This window comes from Pseudomonas sp. RHF3.3-3 (assembly GCF_048069595.1).
In the GTDB taxonomy this organism is placed as follows: Bacteria; Pseudomonadota; Gammaproteobacteria; order Pseudomonadales; family Pseudomonadaceae; genus Aquipseudomonas; species Aquipseudomonas fuscovaginae_B.
Genome location: NZ_CP182250.1, coordinates 2,081,814 through 2,103,101, shown reverse-complemented (window position 1 = coordinate 2,103,101; position 21,288 = coordinate 2,081,814). Strand labels below are relative to the sequence as shown.

At 63.4% G+C, this 21,288-nt stretch carries 22 protein-coding genes; all 22 read right to left on the bottom strand.

Annotated features, from left to right (window positions below; genetic code table 11):
- Window positions 1-46: 46 nt before the first annotated feature.
- The 22 genes from ACMGT0_RS09685 to fliH all read right to left on the bottom strand — a co-directional run bounded on the left by ACMGT0_RS09685 (window position 47) and on the right by fliH (window position 21,278).
- Window positions 47-2,362, bottom strand: coding sequence for a chemotaxis protein CheW (locus ACMGT0_RS09685; RefSeq protein WP_416772368.1), 2,316 nt, complete (start codon window positions 2,360-2,362; stop codon window positions 47-49).
- 14 nt (window positions 2,363-2,376) lie between these two features.
- The gene (locus ACMGT0_RS09680; RefSeq protein WP_054061318.1) at window positions 2,377-3,165 is read right to left on the bottom strand and encodes a protein phosphatase CheZ; all 789 of its coding nucleotides are present in this window, start codon (window positions 3,163-3,165) and stop codon (window positions 2,377-2,379) included.
- 22 nt (window positions 3,166-3,187) lie between these two features.
- On the bottom strand, window positions 3,188-3,559 hold the full coding sequence (locus tag ACMGT0_RS09675; protein WP_003183998.1) for a chemotaxis response regulator CheY: 372 nt from the start codon (window positions 3,557-3,559) through the stop codon (window positions 3,188-3,190).
- Between the two features lie 191 nt (window positions 3,560-3,750).
- The gene (fliA, locus tag ACMGT0_RS09670) at window positions 3,751-4,491 is read right to left on the bottom strand and encodes an RNA polymerase sigma factor FliA (protein ID WP_054064087.1); all 741 of its coding nucleotides are present in this window, start codon (window positions 4,489-4,491) and stop codon (window positions 3,751-3,753) included.
- The gene (gene fleN / locus ACMGT0_RS09665; protein ID WP_017902274.1) at window positions 4,488-5,321 is read right to left on the bottom strand and encodes a flagellar synthesis regulator FleN; all 834 of its coding nucleotides are present in this window, start codon (window positions 5,319-5,321) and stop codon (window positions 4,488-4,490) included. Before fleN ends, fliA begins: the two co-directional genes overlap by 4 nt.
- Before the next feature lie 121 nt (window positions 5,322-5,442).
- Window positions 5,443-6,771 (bottom strand): flagellar biosynthesis protein FlhF, encoded by a 1,329-nt coding sequence (gene flhF, locus ACMGT0_RS09660; protein WP_054061320.1) that lies wholly within the window; start codon window positions 6,769-6,771, stop codon window positions 5,443-5,445.
- An 11-nt stretch (window positions 6,772-6,782) separates the two neighbouring features.
- Complete coding sequence (gene flhA / locus ACMGT0_RS09655) at window positions 6,783-8,912, bottom strand: flagellar biosynthesis protein FlhA (RefSeq protein ID WP_054061321.1); 2,130 nt, start codon at window positions 8,910-8,912, stop codon at window positions 6,783-6,785.
- Between the two features lie 128 nt (window positions 8,913-9,040).
- On the bottom strand, window positions 9,041-10,180 hold the full coding sequence (gene flhB, locus ACMGT0_RS09650; RefSeq protein WP_416772364.1) for a flagellar biosynthesis protein FlhB: 1,140 nt from the start codon (window positions 10,178-10,180) through the stop codon (window positions 9,041-9,043).
- Window positions 10,181-10,182: 2 nt separating this feature from the next.
- Complete coding sequence (fliR, locus tag ACMGT0_RS09645) at window positions 10,183-10,965, bottom strand: flagellar biosynthetic protein FliR (protein ID WP_054061323.1); 783 nt, start codon at window positions 10,963-10,965, stop codon at window positions 10,183-10,185.
- A 1-nt stretch (window position 10,966) separates the two neighbouring features.
- Window positions 10,967-11,236 (bottom strand): flagellar biosynthesis protein FliQ, encoded by a 270-nt coding sequence (fliQ, locus tag ACMGT0_RS09640; protein ID WP_054061324.1) that lies wholly within the window; start codon window positions 11,234-11,236, stop codon window positions 10,967-10,969.
- 20 nt (window positions 11,237-11,256) lie between these two features.
- Complete coding sequence (gene fliP / locus ACMGT0_RS09635) at window positions 11,257-12,009, bottom strand: flagellar type III secretion system pore protein FliP (protein WP_054061325.1); 753 nt, start codon at window positions 12,007-12,009, stop codon at window positions 11,257-11,259.
- Complete coding sequence (gene fliO, locus ACMGT0_RS09630; RefSeq protein WP_054064085.1) at window positions 12,009-12,443, bottom strand: flagellar biosynthetic protein FliO; 435 nt, start codon at window positions 12,441-12,443, stop codon at window positions 12,009-12,011. Before fliO ends, fliP begins: the two co-directional genes overlap by 1 nt.
- Window positions 12,444-12,902: a flagellar motor switch protein FliN gene (gene fliN, locus ACMGT0_RS09625; RefSeq protein ID WP_054061282.1), complete on the bottom strand. Its 459-nt coding sequence runs from the start codon at window positions 12,900-12,902 to the stop codon at window positions 12,444-12,446.
- Between the two features lie 54 nt (window positions 12,903-12,956).
- Window positions 12,957-13,925: a flagellar motor switch protein FliM gene (gene fliM, locus ACMGT0_RS09620; protein WP_054061283.1), complete on the bottom strand. Its 969-nt coding sequence runs from the start codon at window positions 13,923-13,925 to the stop codon at window positions 12,957-12,959.
- A gap of 9 nt (window positions 13,926-13,934) precedes the next feature.
- Entirely contained in the window at window positions 13,935-14,447 is a 513-nt protein-coding gene (gene fliL, locus ACMGT0_RS09615; RefSeq protein WP_054061284.1) for a flagellar basal body-associated protein FliL, read from the bottom strand.
- 202 nt (window positions 14,448-14,649) lie between these two features.
- Window positions 14,650-16,062, bottom strand: a complete 1,413-nt coding sequence (locus ACMGT0_RS09610) for a flagellar hook-length control protein FliK (RefSeq protein WP_273819354.1) — start codon at window positions 16,060-16,062, stop codon at window positions 14,650-14,652.
- A gap of 87 nt (window positions 16,063-16,149) precedes the next feature.
- Window positions 16,150-16,509: an Hpt domain-containing protein gene (locus ACMGT0_RS09605; RefSeq protein ID WP_081006041.1), complete on the bottom strand. Its 360-nt coding sequence runs from the start codon at window positions 16,507-16,509 to the stop codon at window positions 16,150-16,152.
- A 29-nt stretch (window positions 16,510-16,538) separates the two neighbouring features.
- Window positions 16,539-18,245, bottom strand: coding sequence for an ATP-binding SpoIIE family protein phosphatase (locus ACMGT0_RS09600; RefSeq protein WP_416772360.1), 1,707 nt, complete (start codon window positions 18,243-18,245; stop codon window positions 16,539-16,541).
- A gap of 5 nt (window positions 18,246-18,250) precedes the next feature.
- Window positions 18,251-18,556, bottom strand: coding sequence for an STAS domain-containing protein (locus tag ACMGT0_RS09595; protein ID WP_054059747.1), 306 nt, complete (start codon window positions 18,554-18,556; stop codon window positions 18,251-18,253).
- Window positions 18,557-18,690: 134 nt separating this feature from the next.
- Entirely contained in the window at window positions 18,691-19,140 is a 450-nt protein-coding gene (gene fliJ, locus ACMGT0_RS09590; RefSeq protein ID WP_273819352.1) for a flagellar export protein FliJ, read from the bottom strand.
- 7 nt (window positions 19,141-19,147) lie between these two features.
- On the bottom strand, window positions 19,148-20,506 hold the full coding sequence (gene fliI / locus ACMGT0_RS09585; protein WP_054059745.1) for a flagellar protein export ATPase FliI: 1,359 nt from the start codon (window positions 20,504-20,506) through the stop codon (window positions 19,148-19,150).
- Entirely contained in the window at window positions 20,496-21,278 is a 783-nt protein-coding gene (gene fliH, locus ACMGT0_RS09580) for a flagellar assembly protein FliH (protein ID WP_054059744.1), read from the bottom strand. Before fliH ends, fliI begins: the two co-directional genes overlap by 11 nt.
- Between the last annotated feature and the right edge of the window lie 10 nt (window positions 21,279-21,288).

The following is a 21,288-nucleotide window of genomic DNA, read 5'->3' as shown; positions in this document are numbered from 1 at the left end:
TCCGTTAGACACGGCGCAGGACTCATGTCCTGTCGCCGTACCAGAATCAAATACGCCGCGCGGCGTAACGCTTGAGCATGCTCGGCACATCGAGAATCAGCGCGATGCGACCGTCACCGGTGATGGTGGCGCCCGACATGCCCGGGGTTCCCTGCAGCATTTTGCCCAGAGGCTTGATTACCACTTCCTCCTGGCCAACCAATTGATCGACGACAAAGCCGATGCGTTGGGTGCCGACGGAAAGGATCACCACATGGCCCTCGCGCTGCTCTTCATGAACAGCGGAACTGACCAGCCAGCGCTTGAGATAGAACAGCGGCAAGGCCTTGTCGCGCACGATCACCACTTCCTGGCCGTCGACCACGTTGGTGCGCGACAGGTCGAGGTGGAAGATCTCGTTGACGTTGACCAGCGGGAACGCGAAGGCCTGGTTGCCGAGCATGACCATCAGGGTCGGCATGATCGCCAGGGTCAGCGGCACCTTGATGACGATCTTCGAGCCCTTGCCCTTGGTCGAGTAGATATTGATGGTGCCGTTGAGCTGGGCGATCTTGGTCTTCACCACGTCCATGCCGACGCCGCGGCCGGACACGTCGGAGATCTCGGTCTTGGTCGAGAAACCCGGGGCGAAGATCAGGTTGAAGCAGTCGGTCTCGCTCAGGCGATCCGCCGCATCCTTGTCCATCAGGCCCTTCTTCACGGCGATGCTGCGCAGCACGTCGGCATCCATGCCCTTGCCGTCATCGGAGATCGACAGCAGGATGTGGTCGCCTTCCTGTTCGGCCGAAAGCACCACCCGACCACTGCGCGGCTTGCCCATCGCTTCGCGGTCGGCCGGCTCTTCGATACCGTGGTCGACCGAGTTGCGCACCAGGTGGACCAGCGGGTCGGCCAGTGCCTCGACGAGGTTCTTGTCGAGGTCGGTTTCCTCACCCACCAGTTCCAGGTTGATCTCTTTCTTCAACTGCCGGGCCAGGTCACGGACCAGGCGCGGGAAGCGGCCGAAGACTTTCTTGATCGGCTGCATGCGGGTCTTCATCACCGCGGTCTGCAGGTCGGCGGTCACCACATCGAGGTTGGACACCGCCTTGGACATGGCCTCGTCGCCGCTGTTGAGCCCCAGGCGCACCAGGCGGTTACGCACCAGCACCAGCTCGCCGACCATGTTCATGATCTCGTCCAGGCGCGCGGTGTCGACCCGCACCGTGGTTTCCGCTTCACTGGCAGCCGGCTTGTCGCCTGCGCCCGCGGCGGCTGGTGCCGGGGCACGGGCCGGAGCCGGGGGCGCCGCGGCGGCAGCCGGGGCGGGTGCCGCTTTCGCCGCTGGCGCCGGTGAGGCCGCAGCCGCTGCCGCCGGAGCCTTGGCGGCCGGGGCGGAAGTGGCCGAGGCGGCGGCCGGTGCAGAGACGGCGGCCGGCTTGGCGACGGCCGGCGCGGCGGCACTGGCCGCCACATCGGTGAACTTGCCCTTGCCGTGCAGTTCGTCGAGCAGGGACTCGAACTCCTGATCGGTGATCAGGTCGCTGCCGGAGGCACCGGTCACTTCCGCGGCCTGGGCCGCCGCCGCAGCGGTGTCGATCCCCTCGACCTTGAACGTGCCCTTGCCATGCAACTGATCGAGCAGGGCTTCGAATTCGTCGTCGGTAATGTCGCCGCTGTCAGGCTGCTCACCGGCCGCCTCGGCGGTCGGTGCCTGGGCCGAAGCCGCCACGGCGTCGGGCGCGAACTGGCCCTTGCCATGCAACTGGTCGAGCAGGGACTCGAACTCGGCATCGGTGATTTCATCGCTCTCGGCCTCGCCTTCGCTGGCGGCTTGTGGCGCATCGGCCTTGCCACCGTCGAGGGAGTCGAGCAACTGTTCGAATTCATTGTCGGTGATGTCGCCGGACGGGCTTTCGGCGACCGGTTCGGCCACCGGTTCCGGCTCGGCTGCCGCGACCTCGGCCACGGGCTCCGGCGCCGGTTCGGCACCGGCGGGTTCCGCCAGGCGCGACAGGGCCGCCAGCAGCTCCGGGGTCGCTGGAGTGATCGGGCTGCGCTCGCGCACCTGGCCGAACATGCCGTTGACCGCATCGAGCGCTTCCAGGACCACGTCCATCAGCTCGGCGTCGACGCGACGCTCACCCTTGCGCAGGATGTCGAACACGTTCTCGGCGATGTGACAGCACTCCACCAGCTCGTTGAGCTGGAGGAAGCCGGCGCCCCCTTTTACAGTGTGAAAACCGCGAAAGATGGCATTGAGCAGGTCAGCATCGTCCGGCCGGCTTTCCAGCTCGACCAGTTGTTCGGACAGTTGCTCAAGAATCTCGCCGGCCTCAACCAGGAAATCCTGAAGGATCTCTTCATCGGCGCCGAAGCTCATGTGTATGGGTGCTCCTAGAATCCAAGGCTGGAAAGCAAATCGTCGACATCGTCCTGGCCGGACACAACGTCTTCACGTTTATCGGCATGAATCTGCGGACCTTCACCCTTTGCCATTTGTTTTTGTGGATCTTTTTGCGCAAGGATCGCTTCACGGTCATGTTCGATGCCGGCAAAGCGATCCACATGGCTGGCCATCAGCACCAGCTTGAGCAGGTTGCTCTCGACCTCGGTGACCATCTGCGTGACGCGCTTGATCACCTGGCCGGTCAGATCCTGATAATCCTGGGCCAGCAGGATGTCGTTGAGCTCGCTCGAAACCGCCTGGGTTTCCTGCTCGCTGCGCGTCAGAAAACTGTCGACCCGGCGGGCCAACGCACGGAATTCCTCGGCACCGACCTCGCGCCGCATGAACCGCCCCCAGTCGGCGCTCAGCGCCTTGGCCTCGTCATTCAGGCCATTGATCCGCGGGGTCGCGCTCTCCACCAGATCCATGGTGCGGTTGGCCGCAGCCTCGGTCAGCCTGACCACATAGGACAGGCGCTCGGTGGCATCGGTGATCTGCGAGACTTCCTCGGCTTGCGGCATGGTGGGATCGATCTGGAAATTGACGATCGCACTGTGCAGCTCGCGGGTCAGCTTGCCGACTTCCAGATACAAGCCGCGGTCACGGGCCTGGTTCAGCTCATGGATCATTTGCACGGCGTCGCCGAAGCGGCCTTTTTCAAGGCTTTCGACCAGCTCACGAGCATGTTTTTTCAGGGTCGATTCAAAATCGCCCAGAGAGGATTCGTAGTGCTCCATAGCGCCCCCGTGGCGGACTTCATCAACCGATGCGTTCGAAGATCTTCTCGATCTTCTCTTTCAACGCCTGGGCCGTGAATGGTTTGACCACATAGCCGTTCACACCGGCCTGTGCGGCCTCGATGATCTGCTCGCGCTTGGCCTCGGCCGTTACCATCAGGACCGGCAGGTGCTTGAGTTTCTCGTCGGCACGCACGTGACGCAGCAGATCGATGCCGGTCATGCCGGGCATGTTCCAGTCGGTGACCAGAAAGTCGATGCTGCCACTGTTCAGCACCGGAATGGCGGTAGTACCGTCATCGGCCTCGACAGTGTTGGTGAACCCGAGATCACGCAACAGGTTCTTGATGATCCGCCGCATCGTTGAAAAGTCATCAACAATGAGGATTTTCATGTTCTTGTTCAATTCGACCTCCAAGCAGTCTTAAACGCGTTTCAGCACCTGGACGCGCTGTTAAATCAATTCGGCACAACACTCGACAAGGCTCTGTACCCTACTGCATGGAAACCACAACCGGCCGAGCCGCCGATACACCGTCACACGCTGCATCGGTCTCGTTCGCAGTGTCCCCACACACTGCCCCGTCAACGCGCTCGCCACTCTCCCAAACGCCCCCGCAAACGGGCTGCGCACTGGCTATGCAACTGGCTGACCCGTGATTCGCTGACCCCCAGGACCTCACCGATTTCCTTGAGGTTCAACTCCTCGTCGTAGTACAGCGACAACACCAGCCGCTCACGCTCCGGCAAATTGGCGATCGCGTCCGCCAGTGCGGCCTGGAAGCGTTCATCCTCCAGATCGCGCGACGGTTCGAGATGAGCACTCGCGCCATCCTCATGCAACCCTTCATGTTCGCCGTCCTGCAACAGGTCGTCGAAACTGAACAGGCGGCTGCCCAAGGTATCATTCAAAATCCCGTAATAATCATCGAGACTCAACTGGAGTTCGGCTGCAACTTCATGATCTTTAGCGTCGCGACCGGTTTTCGCTTCAATTGCGCGGATTGCGTCACTGACCATGCGGGTGTTGCGGTGTACCGAACGGGGTGCCCAGTCGCCCTTGCGCACCTCGTCGAGCATCGCGCCACGAATGCGGATACCGGCATAGGTCTCGAAACTCGCGCCCTTGCCCGAGTCGTACTTGGTCGAAACCTCGAGCAGGCCGATCATCCCGGCCTGGATCAGGTCCTCGACCTGAACACTGGCCGGCAGCCGTGCCAGCAGGTGATAGGCGATGCGCTTGACCAGCGGCGCGTATCGCTCGATCAATTCATACTGGCTGTCACGCGAAGACTTGGAATACATGCGATAGCCACTTGCAGTCATAGCACCGGTCCCGCACTCGTTTGAAGTACCAGACGTTCGACGAAGAACTCCAGGTGCCCCCGCGGGTTGGCGGGCAACGGCCAGGTGTCGACCTTCTGCGCGATAGCCTTGAACGCCAGGGCACATTTCGAACGTGGGAAGGCTTCGTAGACCGCACGCTGCTTCTGCACGGCCTTGCGAACGCATTCGTCGTAGGGAACGGCGCCGACGTATTGTAGGGCCACGTCAAGGAAGCGGTCCGTGACCTTGGTCAACTTGGCGAACAGGTTGCGCCCTTCCTGCGGGCTCTGGGCCATGTTGGCCAGCACCCGGAAACGATTCATGCCGTAGTCGCGGTTGAGCAGCTTGATCAGCGCGTAGGCGTCGGTGATCGAGGTCGGCTCGTCGCAGACCACCAGCAGCACTTCCTGGGCCGCGCGGACAAAACTGACCACCGAGTCACCAATACCCGCAGCGGTGTCGATCACCAGCACGTCGAGATTGTCGCCGATATCGCTGAACGCCTGGATCAGGCCGGCATGCTGGGCCGGATTGAGATTGACCATGCTCTGGGTGCCGGAGGCCGCCGGCACGATACGGATCCCGCCAGGCCCCTGCAGCAGCACATCGCGCAACTCGCAGCGGCCCTCGATCACATCGGCCAGGGTCCGTTTCGGGGTCAGCCCCAGCAGAACGTCGACATTCGCCAGGCCCAGGTCGGCATCCAGCAGCATGACACGCCGGCCAAGCTCAGCCAGCGCCAGGGACAAGTTCACTGACACGTTAGTCTTCCCGACGCCACCCTTGCCGCCGGTCACCGCAATCACCTGTACGGGATGCATGCTACCCATGTTCTCTTCTTACCTTGTCTTGCGTAGACGGAAGGCCACATAACTGGCTGCGCGCTCCCGAGGGAGACTAATGCCTGGCAGACCATCGATGTAGATGCGTTGCAACGTCTTCATGGTTACCTCACCCCACTCGTTTGGAGGGGCTGTGGTAGATGTCAGCGAACATATCGGCCATGGCCTCTTCGCTGGGTTCTTCCTGCATCTGCACACTCACCGCCCGGCTCACCAGCTGGTGACGGCGTGGCAGATGCAGATCGTCCGGGATCCGCGGGCCATCGGTCAGATAGGCCACCGGCAGTTCATGGCTGATGGCCAGGCTCAGCACTTCGCCGAGGCTTGCCGTCTCGTCCAGTTTGGTCAGGATGCAACCGGCCAGGCCACAGCGCTTGTAGCTATGGTAGGCGGCGGTGAGCACCTGCTTCTGGCTGGTGGTGGCCAGGACCAGATAGTTCTTCGCCTTGATCCCGCGACCGGCCAGGCTTTCCAGCTGCATGCGCAAGGCCGGGTCGCTGGCCTGCAGGCCGGCGGTGTCGATCAGCACCACGCGCTTGCGCAGCAGCGGATCGAGGGCCTGGGCCAGGGACTGGCCGGGGTCGACATGGGTCACGGAGACATTGAGAATCCGCCCCAGCGTCTTGAGCTGCTCCTGGGCGCCAATGCGGAAGCTGTCCATGCTTACCAGCGCGATATTCTGTGCGCCGTACTTGAGTACGTAGCGTGCGGCCAGCTTGGCCAGGGTCGTGGTCTTGCCCATGCCGGCCGGGCCGACCATGGCGATCACCCCGCCCTCTTCCAGCGGTTCGATCTCGGGCGTGACGATCATGCGTGCCAGGTGCGCCAGCAGCATGCGCCAGGCCTGGCGTGGGTCCTGGATGTCGGTGATCAGTGCCAGCAGGTCGCGCGACAGCGGCCCGGACAAGCCGATGCGCTGCAGGCGTCGCCACAGGTTGGCCTGCTCCGGCTGACGCCCCTGCAACTGGTTCCAGGCCAGCGAGCCGAGCTGGACTTCCAGCAGTTCACGCAGGCCGTTGAGCTCCGAGCGCATCGACTCGAAAACCCGCTGGTCCACCGCCGGGGCCGCTGCAGCCGGGGCCGGAGCCGGACGGCGTGGCTCGTCGAAGGTCGGTTCGATCAGCGGTTCCGCCGCGGTCAGCGGCAGGCCGGCGAACAGTTGGCGGTTGGTGCCTGCATCGCTTTCACCTTCGCTGCGCAGGCTCAGTTCGGCCTGGGCGGTGACGATCCGCGACTGGGTCTTGCGCAACTCGTCCTCGAGCTCCATGTTCGGAACCCGTGGGGCCAGGGCCGAGAGCTTGTAGTCGAGCGCAGCCGTCAGCTCGACACCGCCGGCGATCCGGCGGTTGCCGATGATGGCCGCGTCCGAGCCCAATTCGTCACGAACCAGCTTCATGGCCTGACGCATATCGGCGGCGAAAAAACGCTTAACTTGCATAACCCACTACCTCAGCCGTTGGGCCCTACTGTCGCAACGATGGTGACTTGCTTGTTGTCCGGAATTTCCTGGTAAGCCAGCACATGCAGGCTGGGTACCGCCAGGCGTCCGAACCGCGAAAGCATCGCGCGAACCGGACCGGCTACCAGCAGGATCACCGGCTGCCCCTGCATCTCTTGACGCTGGGCGGCCTCAATCAGTGAACGCTGAAGCTTTTCAGCCATGCTCGGTTCGAGCAGAACGCCCTCTTCCGAGCCTTGTCCGGCCTTCTGCAGACTATTGAGCAATATTTGTTCCAACCTGGGTTCCAAGGTGATCACAGGCAGCTCGGAGTCAAGCCCTACAATGCTTTGGACGATTGCGCGGGATAAACCGACACGCACGGCGGCAACCAAAGCGGCAGTATCTTGACTCTTGGAGGCATTGTTGGCGATCGCTTCGGCAATGGTGCGGATATCGCGCACCGGCACGTGTTCGGCGAGCAACGCCTGCAGCACCTTGAGCAGGTGCGACAGGGAAATGATCCCCGGCACCAGTTCCTCGGCCAGTTTCGGCGAGTTCTTGGCCAGCAGTTGCATGAGTTGCTGGACTTCCTCGTGACCGATCAGCTCGCTGGAGTGCTTGTACAGAATCTGGTTGAGGTGGGTCGCGACCACGGTACTGGCATCGACCACGGTGTAGCCCAGCGACTGTGCCTGGGCGCGCTGGCTGATCTCGATCCAGACCGCATCCAGCCCGAAGGCCGGGTCCTTGGCGGTAATCCCGTTGAGCGTGCCATAGACCTGCCCCGGGTTGATCGCCAGTTCGCGCTCGGGATAGATCTCGGCCTCGGCCAGTATCACCCCCATCAGGGTCAGGCGGTAGGCGCTGGGCGCCAGGTCGAGGTTGTCACGAATATGCACGGTGGGCATCAGAAAGCCCAGGTCCTGGGACAGCTTCTTGCGCACGCCCTTGATCCGCGCCAGCAACTGCCCGCCCTGGTTGCGATCCACCAGCGGAATCAGGCGGTAGCCCACTTCCAGGCCGATCATGTCGATCGGGGTCACGTCGTCCCAGCCCAGTTCCTTGGTTTCCATGGCGCGGGCCGGCGACGGCAGCAGTTCCTGCTGGCGCTGGACTTCGGCCAGGGCCTGGGCCTTGGCAACATTCTGTTTTTTCCAGACCAGGTACGCCGCACCACCGGCCAGCAGCGCCAGGCTGAGGAAGGAGATGTGCGGCATGCCCGGCACCAGCCCCATGACCGCCATCAGGCCGGCCGCCACGGCCAGGGCCTTGGGCGAAGCGAACATCTGCCGGTTGATCTGCTTGCCCATGTCTTCCGAGCCGGAGGCACGGGTCACCATGATGGCCGCGGCTGTGGATAACAACAGTGATGGCAATTGCGCCACTAAACCGTCACCGATGGTCAGCAGGGCGTAGACCTTGCCGGCGTCGGCGAATGTCATGTTGTGCTGGAAGATGCCGACCGCCATGCCGCCGATCAGGTTGATGAACAGGATCAGCAGGCCGGCGATGGCGTCACCGCGGACGAATTTGCTGGCACCGTCCATCGAACCGTAGAACTCGGCCTCCTGGGCCACTTCCGCACGGCGCGCCTTGGCCTGGGCCTGGTCGATCAGGCCGGCGTTGAGGTCGGCATCGATCGCCATCTGCTTGCCGGGCATCGCATCGAGGGTGAAACGCGCGCTCACCTCGGAAATCCGCCCGGCACCCTTGGTGACCACGACGAAGTTGATGATCATCAGGATCGCGAAGACCACGATACCGACCACGTAGTTACCGCCGATCACCACCTCACCGAAAGCCTGGATCACCTTGCCCGCGGCGGCATGGCCTTCCTGGCCATGGAGCATGACCACCCGGGTCGATGCCACGTTCAGCGCCAGGCGCAACAGCGTGGCGACCAGCAGGATGGTCGGGAACACCGCGAAATCCAGCGGCCGCAGCGCATACACGCAGACCAGCAGGACGACGATCGACAGGGCGATGTTGAAGGTGAAGAACACGTCCAGCAGGAAGGCCGGCACCGGCAACATCATCATCGCCAGCATGACCAACAGCAGCAGCGGCACACCCAGGTTGCCCCGACCGAGGCCGGCCAGGTTGCTGCGTGCAGTGTTGATGAGTTGAGTGCGATCCACCGGTATTCCTCGTCACCTTGAAGCAAACTTTTGACGCCTGCGGGCGTCGTGGAGCTGCTTCTGCAAGAAGCTCTCCAACTATGACGAAGACGTTGAAAATGCGGGGGAAAGCAAGACTTGCGGGCCCATCAGGAATCGCGGCGCAACTCCGGCGGAATCGGCAGGTCGTCCTTGAGCGGGTCCGGCCGGCGACCCTTGCCCGCGCGGAACTGGCGGATCTGGTAGACGTACGCCAGCACCTGCGCCACCGCCAGATACAGCCCCGCCGGAATCTCCTGCTCCAGCTCGGTGGAGTAGTAGATCGAACGGGCCAGGGCCGGTGATTCGAGCAGCATGATCTCGTGTTCGACAGCGATCTCGCGGATCTTCAGGGCAATGAAGTCGTTACCCTTGGCCAACAGGATCGGCGCCCCGCCCTTTTCCGAATCGTACTTGAGCGCGACCGCGTAGTGGGTCGGGTTGGTGATGACCACGTCGGCCTCGGGAATCGCCGCCATCATCCGACGCTGGGACATCTCCCGCTGCAACTGGCGAATCCGCTGCTTGACCTCGGGACGCCCTTCCTGATCCTTGTATTCGTCGCGCACTTCCTGCTTGGTCATCAGCAGCTTCTTGTGGCTTTCCCACAACTGCACCGGCACATCCACCGCAGCGATCAGCAGCAGGCCGAGGGACATCCACAAGGCACTCCAGCCGACCAGTTGCAGACTGTGGATAATCGCCATTTCCAGGGGCTCATGGGCTATCCGCACCAGATCGTCGATATCCGACGACAGCACCGCCAGCGCCACCAGCAGGACGATGAAGAATTTCGCCAGGGCCTTGAGCAGTTCCACCAGGGCCTTGGTCGAGAACATCCGCTTGAGACCGGCCAGCGGATTCATCCGGCTGAACTTGGGTGCCATGCTGCCGGCGGCGAACAACCAGCCACCCAGGGAAATCGGCCCGACGAAGGCGGCGATCAGCAGAGTCAGCAGCAGCGGCTGCACCGCCAGGATCGCCAGCTTGCCCGACTGCATGAGGAAGATCGCCATGTAGCGCTGGTCGAGCACCACCTCGCGCGACAGGGTGAAGTTCAAGCGCATCAGCTCGGCCATCTGCTGCGCCAGCGTACCGCCGAAGACCAGCAGCCCACCCGCCCCGGCCAGCATCACCGCGAGCGTATTGAGCTCCTTGGAGCGGGCGATCTCACCCTTTTCCCGGGAGTCCTTCTTGCGTTTCTCCGTGGGCTCTTCTGTCTTGTCCTGACCGCTCTCGCTCTCTGCCATGCTCAGCGCGCCCGTGCCAGTTCACGTAAAAACTGCAGGGCCTCGACGACCAGCGGTTGATACTGATTGAGAATATCCCCGAGGCTGACCCAGAGGATCAGCATCCCCAACGCCAGGGTCAACGGGAAGCCGATGGAGAAAATGTTCAGTTGCGGCGCGGCGCGGGTCATGATGCCGAAGGCCACGTTGACCACCAGCAGCGCGGTGATCGCCGGCAGTACCAGCATCAGCGCCGCGGCGAGTACCCAGCCGAGCTTGCCGACGATCGTCCAGAAATCCGTGGTCGCCAGGCCACTGCCCACCGGCAGGGTGGTGAAGCTCTCGGTCAGCACCTCGAACACCACCAGGTGACCGTTCATCCCGAGAAACATCAGGGTCACCAGCATGGTGAAGAACTGCCCGATCACCGCCGTCGAGACACCGTTGACCGGGTCGACCATGGAGGCGAAGCCCATGCCCATCTGGATCGCGACGATCTGTCCGGCCACCACGAAGGCCTGGAAGAACAGTTGCAGGGAGAAACCGAGCAAGGCGCCGATGATGATCTGCTCGGCGATCAGCATCAGCCCGCTGAGATCGAGCGGGTGGACTTCGGGCATCGGCGGCAGGCCGGGCGCGATCACCACGGTAATGGCCAGGATGAAATACATCCGGATCCGTCGCGAAACCAGGGTGGTACCGAAAATCGGCATGGTCATCAGCACCGCGCCGACCCGGAACAGCGGCAACATGAAGCTCGCGACCCAGGTGCTGATCTGCGCGTCGGTCAGCGCCAGCAGCGACATGTCAGCCGATGACCTGCGGGATGCTGCCATAGAGCGACTGGATGTACTCCATGAACTTCTGCACCAGCCACGGCCCGGCCACGATCAGGGTAATCAGCATCACCAGCAGGCGCGGCAGGAAACCCAGGGTCTGTTCGTTGATCTGCGTGGCGGCCTGGAACATCGCCACGATCAACCCGACGATCAGGCTCGGCACCACCAGCACCGAAACCATCAGCGTGGTCAGCCAGAGGGCATCACGGAAAATATCAATGGCTACTTCAGGCGTCATGGCACGCTACCCGTAAATATCTAGACACCACCAAAACTGCTGGCCAGGGTACCGATGATCAGCGCCCAACCATCCACCAGCACGAACAGCATGATCTTGAACGGCAGGGAAATGATCAGCGGCGACAGCATCATCATCCCCATCGCCATCAGCACACTGGCGACCACCAGGTCGATGATCAGGAACGGGATGAAGATCATGAAACCGATCTGGAACGCGGTCTTCAGCTCGGAAGTGACGAAGGCCGGCACGATGATGGTCAGCGGCGCCTGGTCCGGCGAGGCGATGTCGGTGCGCTTGGACAGGCGCATGAACAGCTCCAGGTCACTGCTGCGGGTCTGCGCCAGCATGAAATCCTTGAGCGGCCCCTGGGCCTTGAGCACCGCATCCTGGGCCGTCATCTTCTCGGCGAGATAGGGCTGCAGGGCCTGCTGGTTGACCTTGTCGAACACCGGCGCCATGACGAACAGGGTCAGGAACAGCGCCATGCCGGTGAGGATCTGGTTCGACGGCGTCTGCTGCAGGCCCAGGGCCTGGCGCAGGATCGAGAAGACGATGATGATCCGGGTGAAGCTGGTCATCAGGATGACGAACGCCGGGATGAAGCTCAGCGCCGTCATGATCAGCAGGATCTGCAGGCTGACCGAGTATTCCTGCTGGCCGTTGGCGCCCGTGCCGACGGTGATCGCCGGGATCGACAACGGATCGGCAGCGAACGCCAGCGGCGTGGCCAGCACCAGCGCCAGGGTCAGGATGAAACGCAACGCAACCATCACTTCTTGTCCTTACCCAGCAATTCCATCAGGCGTTGGGCGAACTCCGGGGCCGCCGGCTCGCCATTGGGCACCTGGACCGGCTCCTTGAGCACGTGCAACGGGGTGATCGTACCCGGCGTCAGGCCGAGCAGGATCTGCTCCTTGCCGACCTGCACCAGCACCAGCCGGTCACGCGGCCCGAGCGCACGGGAGCCAACGACTTCGATCACCTGCCCCTTGCCCGCCGGCCCCGCCTGCTGCACGCGGCGCACCAGCCAGGCGAGGACGAAGATCACCGCCAGCACCAGCAGCAGGCCCAGCACCAGTTGCGTCAACTGCCCGGCCATCCCGCCACCGACCGTCGACGCAGGGGCCGCTGCCGCCGTGGCCGCGGGCTCGGCGGCCAGCGCAGAGACCGGCAGCCACAGGAGTGCGCCGAGGAACCTGCTCATTCAGCGCAGCTTCTTGATGCGTTCGCTCGGGCTGATCACGTCGGTCAGACGGATACCGAACTTTTCGTTCACCACCACCACTTCACCGTGGGCGATCAGCGTACCGTTGACCAGCACGTCCAGCGGCTCGCCGGCCAGGCGGTCGAGCTCGATCACCGAACCCTGGTTCAACTGCAGCAGGTTGCGGATGTTGATATCGGTGCTGCCGACTTCCATGGAGATCGACACCGGAATATCCAGGATCACGTCCAGGTTCGGCCCATCGAGGGTGACCGGGTCCTGGCTCCTCGGCATGCTGCCGAACTCCTCCATCGGCAGGCGGTTGGAGCCCGGCGCGGTGGCCGCATCGGCCGCCAGCAGGGCGTCGATATCGGCCTGGCCGGATTCACCGGACTCTTCCAGGGCGGCCGCCCATTCGTCAGCCAGGGCCTGGTCGTTCATATCGTGTTCGTCAGCCATGAGTCATCCTCGGCGGGCAGAAATTCAGTTAACGGTACATGCCTGATCGGGCGCTCAACGGCGCTCGATCGGCGAAATCACTTGCAACGCCAGGTTGCCCTTGTGGGAACCGAGCTTGACCTTGAACGACGGCACGCCGTTGGCGCGCATAATCATGTCCTCGGGCAACTCCACCGGAATCACGTCCCCCGGCTGCATGTGCAGGATATCCCGCAGGCGCAGCTGACGGCGGGCCACGGTGGCACTGAGCGGCACGGCCACATCCAGCACGTCTTCGCGCAGGGCCTTGACCCAGCGCTCGTCCTGGTCGTCGAGGTCCGACTGGAAGCCGGCGTCGAGCATTTCGCGCACCGGCTCGATCATCGAATACGGCATGGTCACGTGCAGGTCGCCGCCACCGCCGTCGAGTTCGATATGGAACGTGGACACCACCACCGCCTCGCTCGGGCCGACGATGTTGGCCATGGCCGGGTTCACTTCCGAGTTGATGTACTCGAAGTTGACTTCCATGATCGCCTGCCAGGCTTCCTTCAGATCGACGAAGGCCTGCTCCAGCACCATGCGCACCACCCGCAGTTCGGTCGGGGTGAACTCGCGGCCCTCGATCTTGGCGTGACGCCCGTCGCCGCCGAAGAAGTTGTCCACCAGCTTGAACACCAGCTTGGCGTCGAGGATGAACAACGCAGTGCCGCGCAGCGGCTTGATCTTGACCAGGTTGAGACTGGTCGGCACGTACAGCGAGTGCACGTATTCGCCGAACTTCATCACCTGTACCCCGCCCACCGCCACGTCGGCGGAACGGCGCAGCATGTTGAACATGCTGATACGGGTATAGCGGGCGAAACGCTCGTTGATCATCTCCAGGGTCGGCATGCGTCCACGGACGATGCGATCCTGGCTGGTCAGGTCGTAACTTTTGACGCTGCCGGGGTCGGCAACGTTTTCGGTCTGTACCAGACCGTCGTCGACACCATGCAAGAGGGCATCGATCTCATCCTGGGACAGCAGGTCCTGCACGGCCATGTCGTGATCCTACTGCAGTACGTAGTTAGTGAAGAGCAACTGTTCGACCACGACCTTGCCCACCTCTTTCTGGGCCACTTCCTGCACGCTGGCAGTGGCCTTCTGGCGCAGCAGTTCCTGACCGACCGGAGTCGCGAGGGTTTCGTAGGTCTGCCCGGAGAACAGCATGACCAGGTTGTTGCGGATCACCGGCATGTGCACTTTGAGGGCATCCAGATCAGCCTGGTTGCGCGCCAGCAGGGTGATGCTCACCTGCATGTAGCGCTGGCGGCCGGTGGCGTCCTTGAAATTGGCAACGAAGGCTGGCGCCATCGGCTCGTAGATCGCCGGCTGCTTGCCGGCCGGGGCCGCCTCGGCATGCGCCTCCGGTGCGGGCTTGCTCTGGGCACTGTGCATAAAATACCAGGTCGCCCCCACGGACAGACCGATGGCCAGCAACAGCGCCACCACGATCACGATAATCAGCTTGAGTTTGCTTTTCCCGCCTGGTTCCTTTACCGCTGCTGCTTCGCTCTTCGCCATGCCAATAATCCGTCACTATTCGGTTTTTCACAGTCGCACGGCTAGGCAGGAGCAAGTGTTATGCCAGAGTTGGCGAAAGAAAGGACGAGAGCGGCACCGGGCGGCAAAGACGCCCGCCCGACCGCTTCCATGAAGGCGTGCAGCTCCCGGCAGGAGCCGGCGGTACGACACCTGCAAGGACAAGGCGCTGAAAGGCGCGGCCTCAGGCGTAGTAGTCGACCGCGCTGGAGCCCACCACGACGCTGGTGCCGGCCGCCGCCGCTGCGTCACCGACCGCTGCGACGGACAGCTCATCATCGCCACCGTCAACGCGGGTGCCACCGTTGCTGCTGCCCTTCTGGGCCTGCTGTTGCTGCTGTTGCGGGTCCTGCCCCTGGCCGGCCCAGCCACGCGCCTGGTCGGACACGCTGACATCGGTCTGGCCCAGGCCCTGCTGCTGAAGCATCTCGCGCAGACGGAACAGGTTGCCTTCCAGCGCATCACGAACACCGGCATGACCGCTGATGAAATTGATCTGCGTGGTCTGATCGGCCGCCATGTTGACCTTGATGTCCAGCCGCCCGAGCTCCGCCGGCTCCAGCTGGATATCAGCGGACTTGAGGTTGGCACTCGACAGGTACATGACCCGGTTGACCACTTCCTCGGTCCAGCCGCTCTGGTGCATGGCCAATGGCTGGTTGACCGGCAGGGCATTGGCGGTCTTGGGTACCGCTGCCTGGGTCAAGGCCGCCAGGCGATTGGCGAAATCATCGACACGGGTGTCGCTGGAAGCGCTTTTCAGATCCTTCAGGCCATCTTCGATCAGGCCCTTGAAGGACTTCTCGCCGCCCTGTTCGGTGGTACCGGTGTCGGTTTTCTGATCCACCAGCATACCCAGGTTACCGGCCAGGTTCTGCGCCTGGGTCGGATCCTGGTCGCCGTTGCCGGCGGTCTTGGGGGTGGTCGATTGGCTGGCGGCCGACACGTGACCGCTCTGCTCCATCGCCAGGCGCACGACCGGCAGGTTGTCCAACGGATCGGCGTTCGGGTCGAAGTCGTCGGTGCTCGACGGTGTCGTGGCAGCCTGCGCCGGCGCTGCGGTCACAGCCGCCGCCAGCGGCGCCTCCACCACCGGTTGCGGCTGCACCGGCACGGGCGGCGTTTGAGCAGCCGGCGGCGTGACGACGGCCTGGATCAACGCCGGATCGACAACCGGATCCACCGGAGCGGCATCCGCCACCGCAGCGCTGCCACTGGTGTCCTTGCCGCTGTCGTCGGTGCTCGCCTGGTCATCACTGCCAGCCTGAGCGGTATCGCTGCCGGTGGCGGTCTTGTCATCGGTCTTGCTGGCAGGCAAGGAATTGCCGCTATCGGCAACCGCCGGCTTTGCCGCATCGTCCTGCTTGCTGGCGATCGCGTCCTTTTTTGCCGGTACCGCGGCACTGCTGTCCCGAGTCGACTTGACCACGCTATCGGCTACTTTGGCCGGTTTGCTCTGGGTGTCCTTGTAGACCTGGGCAAAGCTGGACCCGTTGTCCTTGGGCTGCGCAGCCGGAGTCGGCTGGCTGCTCGCGAGGTCCACCTTGGACTTGGCCGCAGCGTTGGCCTGGAGAAAAGGATTGGGAGCGAGGGGCATAACACAGTCTCCGCTGCACAGGGATCGTGAATTCGATGCAGTGAGTGCAAGCAAGGTTCGGGCCAGCTTACCCGGCAACCGCGCGAACTACTGTTTGACCGGGAATCGCTCGCGCTCGCGCGCATACAAGTAACGCACCTGCTCGTACTCGCGATCGATCTGCCCGAGCAGAGCTTCGACCTCCGGCAACGGCAGCTGCGCCGCCTGCTCTTCCAACTGCCGGCAAAGGTCGGCCAGATGGAACGCGCCCATATTGCTGCTGCTGCCCTTGAAGCTGTGGGCAACCAGGCCCAGCTCGGTCGGGTTGTCAGCCTGATGCAACTGGCCCAGGCGCTTTTCCGAATCGTCAAGGAAGGTGTCCAGCAGCACCGGATACTCGTCCTCCATGACTTCCTGCAATGCGCTGAGCACATCGTAGTCGAGGTGTTCTTCCTGATTGACGCTCACTGATTCGCTCCCTGATCAACACCCGTGAATTATGCCTGAGGCCCCCACGAAAACTCCACGTGGGCACACCGGCCGCCCTTCGACCAGCGGGCGCTGTGGCCGAGTTGCCGGACCAGCCCGACCCCACGCCCCGACAACCGTTCAACCTCCGGCGGGCGCTCCATGACCCGTTCGAAGTCGAAACCGGCACCACTGTCCTCGACCTCGATGGACAGTCGTCCACCCGCTCCCTCCGGACTCACCCGCAGACTGACGCGGACAAACCCCTCGCTCAGGTCGAGCAGACGCTGGTTGCGCTGTTCATAGTATTGCGCAAAGCCGCGCACATCGCGCTTGAGGCTGGAGTCCAGGCCCAGCACGCCATGCTCCAGGGCATTGGAATACAGCTCGGCGAGTACGCTGTACAACGCACCGCTGAGGGCCCGCAGCCCATGCACCTCCATCAGCAGTTGCAACAGATAGGGCAAGGGGTTGAAACGCCGCAGCGTCGCGGCGCGGAACTCGAAGTTGACCGACCAGTCCAGCGGACAGAACTCGCCGCTGTCGGAATAGACCACCGCCGTCGGCAACTGCACGCCGATCTCGGGCAGGCCGATTTCGACCAGGCTGATATCGTCGCGGGCCACCCCACCGAACTGCCTGAGCGCCTCCTGCACCTCCTCGAACAGCCGATCCGGATCCCGGTTGCGCTCGAACACCTGGTGCAGACGCTCCACACCGAACAATTGCTCATCGCCGTTGCAGGTATCGATGACACCGTCCGACAGCAGGATGATCCGGTCCCCCCGGGCCATGGGATAAACCTCGGTGCGGTCGTCGAAGGCCTTGGCCCCCAGCACCCCCAGCGGCAGGTGTCGGGCCTCCAGCGGGCGCCGTTCGCCCGAGGCGACATCGTGCAGATAGCCGTCGGGCATGCCGCCGTTCCACACCTCGACCGCCCGTCGCTGCGGGCTCAGGCGCAGAAAGGTGGCGCAGCAGAACATGTCCACCGGCAGGATGCGCTTGAGCTTGGCGTTCATCTCCCGCAGGGTTTCCGCCGGCCCGTAGCCCTTGGCGGTCATGCCATAGAAAACTTCCGCCAGCGGCATCGCGCCGACGGCGGCCGGCAGGCCATGGCCGGTGAAATCGCCGAGCAGGATGTGCATGTCGCCACCCGGCGTGTAGGCCGCCAGCAACAGGTCGCCATTGAACAACGCGTAGGGCGATTGCAGGTAACGGATATTCGGCGCCCGCAGGCAGCCGGAGTGGGCGACCTTGTCGAACACCGCCTTGGCGACCCGCTGCTCGTTGAGCAGGTAGTCATGGTGCCGGGCGATCAGGTCGCGCTGCTGCAACACGGTCGCCTGCAGCCGGCGCAGGCGGTCCATTGCCTTGATCTTGGCGGCCAGGATGATCTGGTTGTAGGGTTTTGCCAGAAAGTCGTCACCGCCCGCCTCCAGACAACGAGCCAGTGCGCTGCTTTCGGTCAGGGAGGTGAGAAAGATGATCGGCACCAGCGACTCGCCGGCCAGCCGCTTGATCCGACGCGCTGCCTCGAAGCCATCCATCACCGGCATCAGGGCGTCCATCAGCACCAGTTGCGGCCGCTGCGCCTGGAACACCTCGACGGCCTCGGCGCCATCGCTGGCGGTGAGCACCGTATGCCCCTGACGTCGCACGATGTTCGACAGCAACAACCGGTCCGCCGCACCATCCTCGGCAATCAGTACCGTCAGCGGCTCCTCGTCGGACTGCATGATCGTCAGGCGATGTCGAAGAGCTTGTCGAAATTGGAGATGGCGAGGATCTTGCGCACGTCCGAGTTGCTGTTGATCACACGGATATCGGCGCTGTCGCCGCCCGCATGATCACGCAACAGGAGCAGCATCCCCAGGGCCGAACTGTCGAGGTAGGTGGCATCCTTCAGATCGACGACCACCGAGTCGGGTTTGGTGTCCACCCGCTCGTAGGAATCGCGAAATTCCTGATGCTTGCCGAAATCGAAGCGCCCCTTGATGGAGATCGTCAATTTCCTGCCGTTGTCACTTACTGCAGACTCTACAGCCATGATCCAGCTTCCTTGTCAGTGGCAATGTGTACAAGGTTTAGCACCCCGCTGACGGCAGGGCAACCAAGACCGTCAAAATACCTGCGGTTGACCTGCGACCCCGCCTGGAATGTGGGGTTCAGGGTGCCTCACGCTCAGTAGGCGTCATGGCGCGGCAGGCGCTGGGACAGTTCGTCCAGCAGTTTCTGCTCGCGCTTGTCCTCCAGCATCCGCGCCTCTTCGATATAACGCTGGACCAGCTTGCGCAGGCCTTCGACACGGGCATAGGCTTCCTGCCAGGTCACCCGGCCCTTGTCGAGGTTGTTCTGGTGCCAGGCCAGGCTCTGGCGCTGCTGGGCCACCGCGGTGTCCAACTGGCTGAGAAACTGCTGGTAGCCCAGCAGCCACTGGCTGGACACACCGTGCCGACCACGCTCGATCCACTGTTCCTGATACTGCAGGCGAAATCCCTCGAGGTCAGCCAGCTTGTTCTGCGCCAGTTGCACCTGCCCCTGGAAATACCCCAGGCGCTGGGCAGCCGTGCGCTCCTTGCTCTCGGCCATCTCCACCACCGGCGCCAGGCGCGCGGCACGACTCTGGGCCATGACCGAATCAGCCGCCCGGCGCCGGGGCGAAGATCGTCGACAGGTGTGCGTCGCTCTCGCCGAGGCTGACGTTGTCGTTGAGGCCCTGGCGCAGATACTGGACCATCGACGGCTGCAGCGAGATCGCCGTGTCGGTCTCGCGGTCACCGCCGGCCACATAGGCACCGACGCTGATCAGGTCGCGGGCCTGTTGATAACGCGACCAGAGCTGCTTGAAGTATTGCGCACGCTTCATGTGTTCGGGGCTGACCACCGCCGGCATGACCCGGCTGATGGAGGCCTCGATGTCGATGGCCGGGTAATGCCCCTCTTCGGCCAGACGCCGCGACAGCACGATATGCCCGTCGAGCACACCCCGCGCCGAGTCGGCGATCGGGTCCTGCTGGTCGTCGCCTTCCGACAGCACGGTGTAAAACGCGGTGATCGAACCGCCACCCGCCTCGGCATTACCGGCCCGCTCCACCAGTTTCGGCAACTTGGCGAACACCGAAGGCGGATAACCCTTGGTCGCCGGCGGCTCGCCGATGGCCAGGGCGATTTCCCGCTGGGCCTGGGCGAAACGCGTCAGCGAATCCATCAGCAGCAGGACATTCCTGCCCTTGTCGCGGAAATATTCGGCGATCCGCGTGCAGTACATCGCCGCACGCAGGCGCATCAGTGGCGCATCGTCGGCAGGGGACGCAACCACCACCGAACGCTTGAGGCCTTCCTCGCCGAGGATGTGCTCGATGAACTCCTTCACCTCGCGACCCCGCTCGCCGATCAGCCCCACCACAATGATGTCGGCCTCGGTGAAGCGGGTCATCATGCCCAGCAGCACACTCTTGCCGACGCCGGTACCGGCGAACAGCCCGAGACGCTGGCCACGACCCACCGTCAACAGTCCGTTGATGCAACGAATGCCCACGTCCAGCGGCTGGTGGATGGGGTCACGATTGAGCGGGTTGATGGTCGGGCCGTCCAGCGGCACCCAGTCCTCGGCCTTCATCCCGCCCTTGCCGTCCAGCGCCCGCCCGGCACCGTCCAGGACCCGCCCGAGCATGCCCATGCCCATCGGCAGGCGGCCGGTATCGGCCAGCGGCACGACCCGGGCCCCCGGCGCGATACCGGCGACGCTGCCCACCGGCATCAGGAATACCTTGTTGCCGGAAAAGCCCATGACCTCGGCTTCGACCTGCACCGGATGGTAGCTGTCGTCGTTGATCACCACGCAGCGCGCCCCCATGGCCGCGCGCAAGCCCTCGGCTTCGAGGGTGAGGCCGACCATGCGCAACAGGCGCCCTTCGAGAATCGGTTGCCCCGGCAGGTTGATCGCATCGGCGTAAGTGCTCAAGCGCTTGCCGAAGCTGGTCCGTTCAAGACGCATCGGCGGGTTCCGGAGTGCCGAGCGGCACGTGGAATTCACCCAGGTCGACCTCGAGGTCAGGCTGGGCCGGATGCAGCGACTGTTCGTGCATCTGATCGAACAGTTGCGCAATCGCCTGTTCGATCCGCGTTTCGACGCTGGCATCGATCCGGCTATGCTCGGTCTCGACCCGGCAACCGCCCGGCAGCAGCGCCTCATCCTCGACGATGCGCCAGGACGCTTCGTGACGTTCGCGCAAGGCCTTGACCTGCTCGAAGTCCTGCGGATTGATGTACAGCCGCACGTTGTCGACCTCCAGCGGCAACAGTTTCAGCGCTTCGCGCAGCACATGCTCGATCTGGCTGGAATCGCTCTTGAGTTCGCGCTGGATGACCTGCCGGGTGATGTGCCCGACCAGCCCCACCAGGGCTTTCTCGATCTGCTGGTCCTGCTCGGCGATGGGCTGGAACAGGTTGCTCATCAGCCGCTCGAGGTTGGCCAGCTTGACGCCCAGGGCCACCTCGGCCTCCTGGCGGACCTTGATCTGGGTGCTGTGGAAGCCTTCGCGCTCACCCACCGCGAAGCCTTCGTTGTAGGCTTCCTGGCGAATGGTCTCGAGTTCCTCGAGGGTCAGCGGCTGGACTTCCTCCAGTGGCACCTCCTCGATCTCGGCCTGCGGCTCTTCCTCAGGTTCCGGCTCGGGCTCTTCGACATGCGGGTCGAAACTGGGCAGCGACCACAGGTCGAAGCCGCTGACGTCTCGCGCGCGGATCAGATCGGTTGGATCAGTCATGGCTTGATCC